16 protein-coding genes are annotated in these 13,534 nt (G+C 69.8%); 15 read left to right on the top strand and 1 reads right to left on the bottom strand.

What is annotated here, in order from left to right:
* Window positions 1–131: 131 nt before the first annotated feature.
* Genes AC6I9V_RS05420 through AC6I9V_RS05365 form a run of 12 tightly spaced genes read left to right on the top strand, consistent with a single transcriptional unit; the run spans window position 132 to window position 10,108 of the window.
* Window positions 132–473 carry a flagellar basal body rod protein FlgB gene (locus AC6I9V_RS05420; protein ID WP_146335741.1) on the top strand — a complete coding sequence of 114 codons (342 nt, stop codon included), beginning with the start codon at window positions 132–134 and terminating at the stop codon, window positions 471–473.
* Window positions 473–865, top strand: coding sequence for a flagellar basal body rod protein FlgC (locus tag AC6I9V_RS05415; protein ID WP_146335740.1), 393 nt, complete (start codon window positions 473–475; stop codon window positions 863–865). The genes AC6I9V_RS05420 and AC6I9V_RS05415 overlap by 1 nt, the downstream gene beginning before the upstream one ends.
* A complete protein-coding gene (fliE, locus tag AC6I9V_RS05410) occupies window positions 865–1,170 on the top strand; it encodes a flagellar hook-basal body complex protein FliE (RefSeq protein ID WP_146335739.1) in 306 nt (101 codons plus the stop codon). The genes AC6I9V_RS05415 and fliE overlap by 1 nt, the downstream gene beginning before the upstream one ends.
* Window positions 1,170–2,780 carry a flagellar basal-body MS-ring/collar protein FliF gene (gene fliF, locus AC6I9V_RS05405; RefSeq protein ID WP_497898612.1) on the top strand — a complete coding sequence of 537 codons (1,611 nt, stop codon included), beginning with the start codon at window positions 1,170–1,172 and terminating at the stop codon, window positions 2,778–2,780. Before fliE ends, fliF begins: the two co-directional genes overlap by 1 nt.
* Window positions 2,777–3,793: a flagellar motor switch protein FliG gene (gene fliG / locus AC6I9V_RS05400; RefSeq protein ID WP_349414485.1), complete on the top strand. Its 1,017-nt coding sequence runs from the start codon at window positions 2,777–2,779 to the stop codon at window positions 3,791–3,793. Before fliF ends, fliG begins: the two co-directional genes overlap by 4 nt.
* Window positions 3,783–4,436, top strand: coding sequence for a FliH/SctL family protein (locus AC6I9V_RS05395; protein WP_497898611.1), 654 nt, complete (start codon window positions 3,783–3,785; stop codon window positions 4,434–4,436). The genes fliG and AC6I9V_RS05395 overlap by 11 nt, the downstream gene beginning before the upstream one ends.
* Window positions 4,433–5,761, top strand: a complete 1,329-nt coding sequence (locus AC6I9V_RS05390) for a FliI/YscN family ATPase (RefSeq protein WP_497898610.1) — start codon at window positions 4,433–4,435, stop codon at window positions 5,759–5,761. The genes AC6I9V_RS05395 and AC6I9V_RS05390 overlap by 4 nt, the downstream gene beginning before the upstream one ends.
* Window positions 5,758–6,192, top strand: a complete 435-nt coding sequence (locus tag AC6I9V_RS05385) for a flagellar FliJ family protein (protein ID WP_349414480.1) — start codon at window positions 5,758–5,760, stop codon at window positions 6,190–6,192. The genes AC6I9V_RS05390 and AC6I9V_RS05385 overlap by 4 nt, the downstream gene beginning before the upstream one ends.
* Window positions 6,189–6,899, top strand: coding sequence for a C40 family peptidase (locus AC6I9V_RS05380; protein WP_497898609.1), 711 nt, complete (start codon window positions 6,189–6,191; stop codon window positions 6,897–6,899). Before AC6I9V_RS05385 ends, AC6I9V_RS05380 begins: the two co-directional genes overlap by 4 nt.
* Window positions 6,896–8,458 (top strand): flagellar hook-length control protein FliK, encoded by a 1,563-nt coding sequence (locus AC6I9V_RS05375; RefSeq protein ID WP_497898608.1) that lies wholly within the window; start codon window positions 6,896–6,898, stop codon window positions 8,456–8,458. Before AC6I9V_RS05380 ends, AC6I9V_RS05375 begins: the two co-directional genes overlap by 4 nt.
* An 18-nt stretch (window positions 8,459–8,476) precedes the next feature.
* Window positions 8,477–8,911, top strand: a complete 435-nt coding sequence (locus AC6I9V_RS05370; protein ID WP_497898607.1) for a flagellar hook assembly protein FlgD — start codon at window positions 8,477–8,479, stop codon at window positions 8,909–8,911.
* 30 nt (window positions 8,912–8,941) lie between these two features.
* Complete coding sequence (locus AC6I9V_RS05365) at window positions 8,942–10,108, top strand: flagellar hook protein FlgE (protein ID WP_497898606.1); 1,167 nt, start codon at window positions 8,942–8,944, stop codon at window positions 10,106–10,108.
* Between the two features lie 57 nt (window positions 10,109–10,165).
* Here AC6I9V_RS05365 and AC6I9V_RS05360 read toward each other — a convergent pair whose 3' ends face one another.
* Complete coding sequence (locus tag AC6I9V_RS05360) at window positions 10,166–11,326, bottom strand: cytochrome P450 (protein ID WP_497898605.1); 1,161 nt, start codon at window positions 11,324–11,326, stop codon at window positions 10,166–10,168.
* A 261-nt stretch (window positions 11,327–11,587) separates the two neighbouring features.
* Here AC6I9V_RS05360 and AC6I9V_RS05355 point away from each other — a divergent pair, with 261 nt between their 5' ends.
* From AC6I9V_RS05355 to AC6I9V_RS05345, 3 genes are read left to right on the top strand one after another with little or no spacing between them, the layout of a single operon-like run.
* Window positions 11,588–11,875: a flagellar FlbD family protein gene (locus AC6I9V_RS05355; RefSeq protein ID WP_349414471.1), complete on the top strand. Its 288-nt coding sequence runs from the start codon at window positions 11,588–11,590 to the stop codon at window positions 11,873–11,875.
* Between the two features lie 3 nt (window positions 11,876–11,878).
* A complete protein-coding gene (locus AC6I9V_RS05350; protein ID WP_349414470.1) occupies window positions 11,879–12,703 on the top strand; it encodes a motility protein A in 825 nt (274 codons plus the stop codon).
* On the top strand, window positions 12,700–13,527 hold the full coding sequence (locus tag AC6I9V_RS05345) for an OmpA/MotB family protein (protein WP_497898604.1): 828 nt from the start codon (window positions 12,700–12,702) through the stop codon (window positions 13,525–13,527). The genes AC6I9V_RS05350 and AC6I9V_RS05345 overlap by 4 nt, the downstream gene beginning before the upstream one ends.
* Window positions 13,528–13,534 lie beyond the last annotated feature (7 nt).

Below are 13,534 nucleotides of genomic sequence, written 5' to 3'. Positions count from 1 at the left end.
AAGAACCCGAATAAACGTTTCACACTTTTCGCTAACGCGGCGCTGAACAGTGCCGATAACCACAGTAAGAGCACGGATCGCTCGTTTACTGGCCACGGATCGGCCTCCCGCAATTTCCCAGGCAGGACTCTGTGCTCGAATCCGTGACTTCCGCAGCCCTGGCCAGCGCCATGGACGGGCTGGCGCTGCGCCAACGCGCCATCGCGAACAACATCGCGAACGTCAACACCCCGAACTACCACGCCAAGCGCGTCAGCTTTGAAGCTGCCCTCGCCGCGTCGGTGAAGTCCGGCGACGGCCACGCCGAGGCCACCACCGGGACGTCGCTCGAGCCCACCCAACTCAACGGCAACAACGTCAACCTGGACACGGAAACGCTGTCGAACATCGACACTGTGCTGCGCTTCCAGTTCGCCGCCCGGGCCATCGGCGGGGAATTCACCGCCGTGCGCGCCGCGATGAGGACCAACTAATGACTTTCGACGCGATCGGCATCGCCGGCTCCGCCCTCACCGTGCACCGCAAGTGGCTCGACGCCGTCTCGGACAACTTGGCGAACATGAACAACGCCTCGGCGACCTCGGGTCCCGCGTTCCGGGCCAAGTACGTGGAGGCCGCCGAAGGCGCCGAGGGGACCGGTGTCTATGTCAAGAGCACGCAGCTGGGCGACGGCGCGGGCCGCATCGTCTACCAGCCGGACCACCCCCTCGCCGACGCCGACGGCAACGTGAAGTACCCGGACATCGACATGGCGGAGCAGATGGGTGCCCTGATCATTGCCCAGCGCGGCTACCAGGCCAACGCCCAGGTTGTGGACCGCGCCCGCGAGACCTACCTCGCCGCCCTTGAGATTGGAAGATCCTGATGCCCGTTTCCCCCATCGCACCGGTGCAGGGCGTCGTTCCCACCGATTACCTCTCCGGCGCCTCGTCGGTGCCCGGCACCGACGGTTCCGGCTTTGCATCGTCCCTCACCGGGGCCGTGGACAACCTCCAGCAGTTGCAGTCGACGTCGAAGCAGCTGGCGGTCTCCGCCGTGACCGGCAACCTGGACGACATCCACAACGCCACGATCGCGGCCAGCCGGGCACAGATCACGCTCGAACTCGTGGCCACCGTCCGCAACAAGGGCGTTGACGCGTTCAACGAGATCATGAGGATGCAGGCCTGATGCCTCCGCAGATTACCGTCTTCTTCCAGCGCTTCGGCGCGGGCCTCAAGAACTTCACCACCGGACAGCGCACGCTCGCCGTGATCGGCACCGCGCTGCTCGTGGTGGGCATCATCGCGCTGTCCGCCTGGCTGTCCAAGCCCACCATGACGCCGTTGTTCTCCGGGCTCAAAAACACGGACGCGAACGGCATCGTGGAGCAGTTGCGCAAGGACAACGTGCCCTACGAACTCAGCGACGGCGGCGCCACCATCCTCGTCCCGCAGGACAAGGTCTACGACGAGCGCCTCAAGGCCGCGGCCGCCGGCCTCCCGACCGCCGCCGCCACCGGGTACTCGCTGCTGGACAAGATGGGCGTTACGTCCTCGGAATTCCAGCAGTCCGTCACCTACAAGCGCGCGCTCGAAGGCGAACTGGCCAGCACCATTTCCGCCATGGAAGGCGTGAAGACCGCCGCCGTCCGGCTCGCGATCCCGGAGAAAACCGTTTTCGTCTCCAAGACCCCGGACACCACGGCCTCGGTCTTCGTCGAGACCGCCCCCGGTGTGACGCTCTCCGGCGACAAAGTCCAGGCCATTGTGCACCTGACCTCGGCCGCGATCGAGAACCTCAAGCCCGCCAACGTCTCGGTGGTCGACTCGCACGGCAACGTCCTCTCCACCGTGGGGGGCGGGGCCGCCGGATCCTCCTCCAAGCAGGCCGCCGACTACCAGCAGCGCACCGGCGACGCCGTCCGCGCCGTCCTGGACCGTGTAGTGGGCCCCGGTAACTCCACCGTCGCGGTCGCCGCGGACGTCACCGGCGAATCCGCCCAGCAGAAGAGTGAAACGTTCTCCAACACCCCCGGTGCGCTGCCGCTGAGCGAGTCCTCCAAGACCGAGAAGTACACCGGAACCGGGGGAGGGGCCGCCGGTGTCCTCGGCCCGGACAATATTGCCGTGCCCGGCGGGACCAGCGGCAACGGCAACTTCGACTCCTCAACGGCGACCAAGAACAACGCGGTCAACAAGGTGACCGAGGACCGGACCATTCCGCCGGGTGCCGTCAAGCGCCAGACCATCTCGGTGGCCGTCAGCCAGTCCGCGGCAGGCGGGCTGAACATCGGCTCGCTGACCGCGCTGGTCACCTCCGCCGCCGGCGTCGACCGCGCCCGCGGCGACGTCGTCACCGTCGAGGTGATCCCGTTCAGCACGGCCGCCGCGGACCAGGCCAACGCGTCCCTCGACGCAGCCAAGGCCGAGATCGAGGCGCAGAAACAGGCGGCGTTCTTCGGGACCCTCGTCACCGCCGGCAGCATCCTGCTCGGCCTGCTGATCCTGGCCCTGATCATCACCATCATTCTGCGCCGCCGGCAGAAGCGCGAACCCGTGGACCTCGGCGAACGCCTGGACCTGCTGCCCTCGATGCCCGCCGTTACGGCCTTCGACCCGGAGCCCGCGACGTCGGCCATCCCGCTGACCGCGCTGCCGCTGCAGCCGCTGCCGGCACCGCCGATGGAAGTGCTCGAAGCCGAACGCCGGATGCAGGAAATCGACAACATGGTCGCCGCCAACCCGGAGAAGGCCGCCGACTACCTCCGCGGCCTGATGGATGACAGGCAGCCCGCATGAAACTCGCCGACGCGACCCTCACCGGCACCCAGCGTGCCGCCGTCGTCCTGATGCAGATGAGCCCCGCCAACGCGGCGCGGGTGATGGCGCAGTTCACCGACGCCGAGGCGGAGGAAATTGCGGCCGAGATTGTCCGGCTCCGCAAGGTGGACCCCGACGTCGCCGAACAGATCATGAAGGACTTCCACGAGGCCGCCCTGAGCAGCCCGCGGCAGGCCCGCGGCGGCCGGGAGCTCGCCGAGGGCCTGCTGGAGGCCTCTTTCGGCTCGGAGAAGGCCGCCGGCCTGATCAACCGGCTGACGGTCAACATGGCCGGCAAGTCCTTTGAGTTCCTCGAAGACATCGAACCGGTGCAGATCCTGGCCCTGATCGACGGCGAACTGCCGCAGACCATCGCGTTGGTCCTGGCCCACCTGAGCCCGCGCAAGGCCTCGGCCGTGATGTCAGGGCTGCCCGGCTCGCTCCGGGCCGACGTCGCCCTGAGCATCGCCACGATGGGCTCCGGCGCGCCAGAAGCCATCGGCATCGTGGCGGACACGCTGAAGCTGCGCGGCGGCGCCGCCGTGTCGCAACAGGCCTCCAAGGTGGTGGGCGGCATCGCGCCGCTGCTGGAAATCATCAACCGCACCGACGCCGGCACCGAACGGTCCGTCCTGGACGGCCTGGACCTGCTCGATCCGGACCTCGCCGTGGAGATCCGCGCCCAGATGGTGACCTTCGACGACATCGTGAAGCTGGAACGCCGCGACGTGCAGCTGGTGCTCCGCGGCCTGGACGCCTCCGTCCTCGCCGTGGCCATGAAGGGCGCCACGGAACCGGTGCTGGAGACCATCACCACCAACGTTTCGGGGCGCAACCTCGAAATCCTCGAATCCGAAATGGCCGCGCTGGGACCGCTGCGCGCCTCGCAGATCGAGGAGGCGCGCGCCGCCGTCGTCCGCTCCATCCGCGAACTCGAGGCCGAAGGCCAGATCACGATCCAGCGCGGGGACGAAGAAGACTATGTCTACTGAGGGGGCCGCGCCGGCCCGCATCGTCTTCCCCTCGCTGCGTTCGTCCGGCCCCGCCAGCGAGCAGGCCGGCTACACCGAGGGCCACGCCGCCGGCTATGCCGCGGGCGTGCGCGCCGCCGCGAAGGAACAGCGCCGTTGGCGCGACCGGATGGCGGCCGAGCAGGCCGCCTCCCTGGCCGCCGGGCAGCAGGACCTGGACCGTGCCGTCCGCGCCCTCGCGGTGGCCCGCACCGACTTCGCGCACCGCAACGTCCAGGCGCTGCACGACGCCGAGGAGGTCCTGGCCCGCACCGCGCTGGAACTCGCCGAGGCCATCCTGGGCTACGAACTGGCCGAGGGGACCCGGACCGCCCGCGCCGCCCTGGACCGCGCCCTTTCCGGCAACGACGCCGCCACCGTGCTTGCCATCCGCCTGCACCCGGCGGACATCGCGGTGCTCGCCAAGGAAGGCCAGGACCTTCCGGCCGGCCTGCCGCTGCTCGCGGACGCGTCCCTGCAGCGCGGCGACGCCAAGGTGGAATACCAGCAGGGCTGGCTCGACGCCAGCCTCGGCAGCGCACTCGCCCGCGCCAAGGCGGCACTGCTGGGGGACCAGCTGTGGTCCCCGAACGCCTCCGACGATTCGCCCGGCGGCCAGCCGTGATCGCCCGGTGGCGCCCCAAGGGCGACGACTTCGCCGCCGCCCTCGCCGCGGCCGCGCCGCAGCGGGTCGGGACCGTCACCTCCGTGATGGGCCTGGGCCTGGAGGTATCCGGCCTGGACTGCGCGCTCGGCGACCTGCTCACCGTGGGGGAGAACCCCGGGCTCGACGCCGAAGTTGTGGCGGCCCTCGACGGCTCCGTGCGCTGCATGCCGCTGGGACGACTCGCCGGGGTCGCCGCCGGAGACCCCGTCCGCGCCAAGGGCGGCACCGTGCTGGTCCCCACCGGCGCGGGGCTCTTCGGCCGCGTCCTCGACGGCCTCGGCCGTCCGATCGACGGCAAGGGTCCGCTGCTCAGCGGACCCCGGGTCCCGATCGACAATGAGGCGCCGAACGCCATGAAGCGTGCGAGGATCGACACCGCCCTGCAGACCGGTGTCCGCGTGCTGGACACCATGACGACCCTGGGCAAGGGCCAGCGCATGGGTCTCTTCGCCGGATCCGGCGTCGGCAAGTCTTCGCTGCTGTCTATGATCGCCCGCGGCACCGACGCCGAAGTATCCGTGATTGCCTTGGTGGGGGAGCGCGGACGCGAAGTCCGCGAGTTCCTTGAGGACGACCTCGGCCCGGCCGGGCTGGCCCGCTCCGTCGTCGTCGTCGCCACCTCCGACGAACCCGCGCTGATGCGCATGCGCGCCGCGTTCACGGCCACCCGGATCGCCGAGTCCTTCCGCGACAACGGCCAGGACGTTGTCCTGATGATGGACTCGCTCACCCGCGTGGCCATGGCCCAGCGCGAGATCGGCCTCTCGGCCGGGGAGCCGCCCGCCACCCGCGGCTATCCGCCGTCGACCTTCTCCATCCTGGCCCGGCTGCTGGAGCGCGCCGGCACCGCCGAGACCGGCTCCGTGACCGGCATCTACACCGTGCTGGTGGACGGCGACGACCACAACGAACCGATCGCCGACGCCGCCCGCTCGATCCTCGACGGCCACGTGGTGCTGGACCGGAAACTCGCCGTGACCGGGCATTTCCCCTCCGTGGACGTGCTCGGCTCGGTCTCCCGCGTCGCCTCCAAGGTCAACGCCCGCCCCCACCTGGAAGCGGCATCCACCCTGCGCCGGGTCCTCGCGGCCCGTAAATCCGCGCAGGACCTGATCGACGTCGGCGCCTACCAGGCGGGAACCAACCCGCTGGTGGACGCCGCCCTGGCGCACGAGGACTCCGTCAGCGGTTTCCTGCAGCAGCCGATGGACGAGTCCACCCCCCACCCTGAGTCCTGGCGACAGCTGGAGACCCTCACTTCGATCCTGGGAGCCGCGGCATGAGCCGGCAATTTTCACTGGCGGGGCTGTTGCGCCTCCGCCAGATCCAGCAGGACCAGGCTGCCACCGGGCTGGCCCGCGCCCGGTCCCGGTCCAGCTCCGTCCGCGCCCGGGAAGCCTCGGCACGCCGGCAACTGACCGCCACCGACGAGGAGATCAGCAGCTCGGCGTCGCTGCGCGCCGTGGCCGCCGCCCGGTCCGCCTCGCACAGTATGCTCGCGGACCTGCAGAGCCTTGCCCGCATCGCCGAGACCGACGAGGCCGCGGCCCGCGAGGAATTCATCGCCGCCCGCACCCGCTCCGTGGGCTTGGAGAAGCTGCAGGACCGGCACCACGCCGAGGTCAACACCGCCGAGCTGCGGGCCGAACAGTCCGTGCTGGACGAGATCTCCTCCACGATCTGGCATCGGGACGAGCAGCAGGTGCGCTCATGAGCATGACCGAGGCGCTGGGCCGAATGCAGGGCATCCAGTCGATGATCGCGGAACTGAGCCGCCCCGCCCAGACCGAAAGCACCGCCACGGCCCAGAAGTCCGCCGCCGCGACCTCGCTGGCCACCGGCACGGGAACCGGCGACGCCGCCTCATTCACCGACGCGCTGACCGCGGCGCTCGGCGGGACCGGCCTGGCATCGGGAACGGACCTGACCTCGCTGGCCAACGGGCTGGGCCTGGGCGGCACCACCGGGCTGGGGGCGCTGAAGGGGCTTACCCCGCCGGGCACCGCCACCCCGGTCTCCATGCCGGTCTCCGTGCCGGCCGGCGCCGCGACCGGCACGGACGTGGTCGCCATGGCCAAGAAGTACATCGGGGTGCCCTACGTGTGGGGCGGCACCAACCCCGCCACCGGGATGGACTGCTCCGGGTTCACCCAGCGGGTCTTCAAGGACCTCGGCGTCGAGCTTCCCCGCGTGGTCAGCGACCAGATGAAGCAGGGAACCCCGGTGGCTTCGCTCGCGCAGGCCAAGCCCGGCGACTTGCTGATCAGCTTCGGCGGGAACCACATCTCCATCTACCTCGGCAACGGCAAGGCCATCGACGCGCCCGTCCCGGGCAAGACCATCCAGATCCGCGACGCCTGGGAGCAGCAGTCCAACCTGACCTCCATCCGCCGGATCGTCCCCGCGGGAGGAACCTCATGAAGGGCATGACTTCGGCGGACCTGGCCTCGGCGCTCGCCCCGGCGCAGGCACGCGGCACCCAGCCGGGGAACCGCACCCGCTCCGACGCGGGAGCATCCGGCGGCTTCGGGACCGTGCTGGAGGACGCCGTGACCCAGGAGTCCTCTGCCGGCCCGGCCGTCCCGGTTGGCGCCGACGCCCCGGCACGCCGCGAGAGGGCCGAAGCCACCGCTCCGGACACCGCTCCGGACACCGCTGCTGCCGTTCCGGCCGGGTGTCCCGGCGCTGCCGGCACTGCCCAGGCCGCCGACGCCGGCATCCTGGCCGCCTCCGCGTTGTTCACGGCACAGCTTCAGCCTGCCGCAGCCGCGGCGCTCAGCGCGCCCGTCGCCGCGGGGCAACAGCCCGCCCTGCCCGCGGGCAGCCAGGCCATCGCCGCTTCCATCCCGGCGCCCGCCGGCCCGGGCACGGCTGTGCCGCCTCCGGTTGAGCCGGGCGCCGCTGGGACCAGCCTGGCGCTCCCGGCGGGGGCACCCACGACCACCGCAGCGGTTGCCGCCCCGGCCGCCGGCAACGCCGCTGCGGCCGCACTGTCCGTTTCGGGCGCTGCGGCTGCCCCCCGTGAACCGGGAACCGGCGCAGCCGCGGGCGTCGCGGCGGCGCCGCCGGGCGCTCCGCTTCCGGGCGCCGTCGGGCTTGCGTCCGCAGCTGGCCAGAGCGGGAATGGCCAGGGGGCCGGTGGCCGGGCATCCGACCAGCCCGCCCCGGGCATCTTTGCCGCCGCCCCGGGACAGCCGGTTGCCGCCGCGGCAGCAGGCCAGGGCCGGGCCGGGGCACCGGCACTACCGGCAGCATCGGCGACGGCGTCCGCGGCAGCCGTCGCGACGGCACCCGGCGCGGCCGGCGTCGTCGCAGCCGCTGGTCCGGTTTCCGGCTGGGCATCGGCCGCTCCGGCGGAGAGCCTCCCCGCTGCGGCGCCGGCAGCGCCCGTCGACGGCCTGGTCGCGGCCGGCGTCGCGGGCTCCGCCCCACCGGCGCCCGCTCCGGCACCGGCGGCGGCAGCCCCCCAGGCCGCCGGCCCGGCGCCGGCCCCGCAACCTGCCCTCCAGCCGCAGCTGGCCAAACCACTCTTCACCCTCGCGGGGGCACCGCACGGCCAGCACATCATGACCCTGAAGGTCACGCCGGAGGATCTGGGACCGCTGACGGTGCGCGCCCACATCGACGCCGCCGGCGTACGGATCGAACTGTTCGCCCCGGGGGACAACGGCAGGGAGGCGCTTCGGGGAATCCTGCCCGAACTCCGCAAGGAACTGGCCGACGCCGGCTTCGGCGCCAGCCTCGACGTCTCCGACCACGGCGGGCCGCCGCCCGGCCGTGGCCAGGACGCGGGCCAGGACGCGGGTCAGGACGCCGGCCGCGGCGGCTTCGGCGCCGGCAGCGGCGCCGGTCCCGGCGGCCGTAACGGTCCCGGCGGCCCGAGGCCCGGCCACCGCTGGGACGCCTTGGCGGACGAAGCCTCGCTGCGTACCGCCCGGATCCAGAACGGTCCCCAAACCACCCTCGACATTCTCGTCTGACACGAAGGAACCCCAGCTATGACTATCCAGCCCATCGCCCCCCAGCCGGTCACGGCCACGGGGACGACCCCGCAGGCTGCAGCCGTCCGGGCCCCCGTGCAGACCATGGATGCCAATGTGTTCATGTCGCTCCTCGTGGCGCAGCTCAAGAACCAGAACCCGAGCGCCCCGATGGACACCAACCAGATGATGGCGCAGACCATCCAGCTCTCCATGATGGAAAAAATGACCGAGCTGACCACCAACAGCAAGGAAGGTTTCTCCCTCCAGATGCGCTCCGCAGCCTCCCAGCTGATTGGCCACTCCGTGGGCTACACCCTGGCTGACGGCACCAGCGGCACCGGCATCGCCAGCTCGGTGTCCTTCGCCGGCGCCGTGCCGACCGTCAAGGTCGGCGACCTTTCCATCCCCCTCGACTCCATCACCGGCCTGACCGCGCCGGCCGCTTCCTAACCAGTTTCCTCCCGAAGAAAGGCAGTTCCCATGCTCCGCTCGCTGTACTCCGGAATCTCCGGCCTCCGTGCCCACCAGACCATGCTGGACGTCACCGGCAATAACATCGCCAACGTCAACACGGCCGGCTTCAAGGCGTCCTCCACCCAGTTCCAGGACACCCTCTCGCAGATGACCCAGGGCGCCTCCGCGCCGCAGGGCGAGTCCGGCGGCAGCAACCCGGCGCAGATCGGCCTCGGCGTCCGCGTCGCCGGCGTCAGCACCAACTTCGCCCAGGGCTCCTCGCAGAGCACGGGCCGCGCCACGGACATGATGATCTCCGGCGACGGCTTCTTCGTCACCAGCAAAGGCGGCCAGCAGCTCTTCACCCGCGCCGGTTCCATGACGTTCGACGCCGCCAGCCAGCTCGTCAGCCCCGACGGCGGCATCCTTCAGGGCTGGACCGCGAACGCCAGCGGCGTGGTCGACCAGGCGGGTGCCATCGGCGACATCACACTCAACCCCAACACGATGATCGCGACCCCCACCACCAAGGTCACCCTCGACGGCAACCTGCCCAGCGACGCGGCCGTGGGCAGCCCCGCGCTGCAGCGCGTCGTCAAGGTCTACGACGCCACCGGCGCCGAGAGCAGCGTGACGCTCACCTTCAGCAAATCCGCTTTGGGCTGGGACGTTTCCGACGCTGGCGGACCGATCGGCTCCCTCACGTTCACCAACGGGAAGCAGAACCCCGGTCCCGCAATCGCTACCAGCGGGGGCATCGTCGTGGACCTCTCGAAGGTCTCCGGCTACGCGACCATGAGCTCCCTCACGGTTGCCGGCCAGAACGGTTCGGCGGCCGGCAAGCTGGAGTCCTTCACCCTCGGCAACGACGGGTCCCTGATCGGGTCCTTCAGCAACGGCACCAAGCAGGTCCTGGCCAAGATTGCACTGGCCAAGTTCACCAACCCGGCCGGCCTGGAGAAGGCCGGCGGCTCCTCCTACGTCGCCACCGCCAACTCCGGCAACGTGCAGCTGGGCGCTGCGGGCGACCCGGGCATCGGCACCCTGGCCGGAGGCTCGCTGGAAATGTCCAACGTGGACCTCTCCCAGGAGTTCACCAACCTGATCGTCGCGCAGCGCGGCTTCCAGGCCAACGCCCGCATCATCACCACCTCCGACGAGGTCCTGCAGGAACTCGGCAACCTCAAGCGCTAGTACCGGCCCCCACCCCCGGGTTGCCCTGTCGGGCGGCCCGGGGACAGCCTGCGGCGCTCAGGCGGGCTGCCAGCACACGGGAAGGGTTTTCACTCCGAAGACGATTGTGCTGTCCATCCGCTCCAGCCGCGCCCCGGGTTCCAGGGCAAGCCCGGGCAGCCGGGAGAGCACGGCCTGCAGGGCGATTTTCGCCTCCAGTCGGGCCAGCGGTGCCCCGAGGCAAAAATGAATGCCCTGCCCGAAGGCCAGATGGCGGTTCGGTGAGCGGCCGACGTCGAACTGGTCAGGGTGCGGAAACTGGTGCCCGTCGCGGTTTGCCGAGCCGATCCAGGCCACGATGGGGGATCCCGCAGGGATCGGCCGGCCGTGCAGTTCAGTGTCCACGGCGGCCACCCGGTACATCGACTGGACGGGGGAGCGGTAGCGGAGCACCTCCTCGATTGCCGGGGGAAGCAGCTCCGGCTCCTCAGCCAGCCGCTCCGCCGTGCCCGGCTCATCGGTGAAGCACAGCACGGCGTTGCCGATCAGGTTGGTGGTGGTTTCGTTGCCCGCGACGAGCAGGAGGGTGCAGAACCCAAGCAGCTCCATGATGCTGAGCTTCTGCCCATCGATCTCAGCCTTGAGGAGGCTGCTGATCAGGTCATCGCCGGGCCGGTGCCGCCGCTGTTCGATCATGGCCAGGAAATACTCGGCCATCTCCCGGTTGCCGGAGGAATGGTCCTCCCCGGCCTCCGGGCTTTGGCTAACGATCGCGTCGGACCATTGCTTGAACCGGTCCCGGTCCTCGGCCGGGATGCCCATGAGTTCGGCGATCACGATCACCGGAAGGGGATAGGCCAGTTGTTCGATCAGGTCGGTGCTGCCCGCGGGAACCACGGGGTCCAGCAGCTCCGCCGTGAGCGCCGAGATGCGCGGGGCGAGAGCTTCGACCGCCCGCGGCGTGAACGCCTGGGTCACAAGCGAACGCAGCTGGCGGTGCCGCGGCGGATCGGTGTTGATCAGGCTCGCCGCGAAGAGCTGTCCGGTTTCGGTGGGGTTGTCCCTCCCGAACCGGGAGGAAAACACGGCGTGGTCGGACAGGACACGCTGCACGTCCTGATAGCCGAATACGTGCCGGGCCCCGGTGACCGGATCCTGAAAGACAGGATCGCTGCGGCGCATCGCTTCGTATTGCGGAAACGGGTTCAGTGGCTGTTCGAGAGCCGGAAATGACGCCATGGCGCGCCCTCCTCCTGGGGCAGGCGGCCGTGGTCGTGGCAGGGAGCGGTGCCTGTGGCCCGGCGGCCAGCCAACCGCGTCGGGCCAAGGTGAAACGGGGCGGGCCGCGCGGCCCCGCTGACTTCCACCCTAGTCCTGTGCAACGGGCCCCGCACCGGGAATCTTCCTAACGAAAGCGCGCGGGCGGCCGACAGTAAGGGGAGAACACCCGTCCCCGCCGCCCGGCCCACAGCCGGGCAGTCCCCAGAGCAGAATCGGCCCATGATCGTTGTCACACGCCTCAACGGAACGCGCTTCGCGGTCAATCCGGACCTGATCGAACGGATCCACGAGAGCCCGGACACCCACCTGGTCACGCTCGACGGCGCCGCTTACGTGGTGCTTGAAAGCCTCGCCGAGGTGGTCGAGATGATCGCCGACTACCGTGCCTATGTGCTGAGCAAGGCGCGGGACTTTCCCGCGGTCACCGGGTACCCGTTGAGCTTGGTCCCACCGGCCGGACCGGACGACGAGTCCGGCGCCCCTGCACCTGAATCACCTAGGAAGTAAGCCATGGATCCCGCAACAATCATTGGACTGCTCCTGGCCTTTGGGTCCGTCATCACCATGGTGCTCATTGAAGGCGGCAGCATCACCTCCCTGCTGCTGCCCGGGCCCCTGGTCCTGGTCTTCGGGGCAACCCTGGCCATCGGGCTGGCCGGCAACACCCTCAAGGACGTCATTCAGGCGTTCAAGTCCGTGCCGGCAATGTTTATGGGCAAAACATCGAAGCCGCAGGAAAGCATCGACCAGATGGTCCGCTTTGCTGAAAAGGCACGCGCGGAGGGTCTACTCTCCCTCGAGGAGGAAGCGGCCAGCGTCAAAGACCCCTTCCTCGCCCGCGCCCTGCAAAACATCGCCGACGGCACCGACGCCGAGGACCTCCGGATGCAGATGGAGGACGAGATCGACACAAAGTCCCGCAGCGACCACGCCTCCTCAAAGTTCTTCGCCAGCCTCGGCGGGTACGCCCCCACCGTCGGCATTGTCGGAACCGTCGTTTCCCTGACCCACGTCCTGGAAAACCTCTCAAAGCCGGACGAGCTGGGGCACATGATCGCCGCCGCGTTCGTCGCGACCCTGTGGGGCCTGCTCTCTGCCAATTTCATCTGGCTGCCGTTCAGTTCGCGCCTGGCCAGGCTCTCCGAGCTGGACATCGAACGCATGACACTCGTGATGGAGGGCATGCTCGCCGTGCAGTCCGGCGCCCAGCCGCTCCTGCTGGCCGAGCGGCTCCGCTCCATGGTCCCCGAACACCAGCTCAAGAGCTCCGCCGACAAGGGCCGCAAGGCGCCCGGCGGGGACGATTCTGCGGAGCCGATGGACGCAGCCGCGTGAGCGGCCGTCGCCGGCCGCGTAAGAAACCCGAAGCGCACCACGTCGACGAACGCTGGATGGCCTCCTACATGGACATGGTCACTGTGCTCATGTGCCTGTTCATCGTCCTGTACGCCATGTCTACGGTCGACGCGAACAAGTTCGAAAAACTGCGCAACTCACTGGCCACCGGCTTCGGTGCCGTGGCCTCGGAGACCGTGGACACGGCGTCGGGCACGGTGGTCCCGCCCGAACTCGTGGACAAGAACCTCGAAGCCTTCGCCGCCGTCCCGGCTCCGGGAAACCCGGCCACGCAGGCAGCCCTGGAGGAAGCCAAAAAGGAGGTCGACCGGCTCCGGGCCCTCGAAGCGAAGATGAGGGCCGGCCTCGCCGAAGCCGGTCTCACCGACAACGTCGAATTCCAGATCGACCAGCGCGGCCTGACGGTCAAACTGGTCGGCTCCCAGGCGTTCTTCGCCGCGGACCGGCCCGAGCTCACCGACCGGGCCTCCCACGTGCTGCAGATCATCTCGCCCATCCTCGGCCCGGCGGCCCTGGAAATCATGGTGGAGGGCCACGCCGCCAACGGCATCACCGCCTACCCGTCCACCTGGGAGCTGTCCTCGGCCCGGGCGGTCAACGTGCTGCGCTACATGGTGGACCGCGGCGGGATCCCGCCGGGGCAGATCGGCGCCGTCGCGTTCGGCTCCGCACGGCAGGTCAACGACGATTCCACCCCGGAACTGATGGAACGCAACCGGCGGGTGGACATCGTGGTCATTTCGGACAAGCCCGATGTCGTCCGGGCCCTCATTCCCGAGGCCCTAAAGCTCAGCCAGAAATAGGCTGGTA

The organism is Arthrobacter sp. SlRoot2-15, from assembly GCF_059739345.1.
This window is presented reverse-complemented; position numbering and strand designations above follow the sequence as displayed.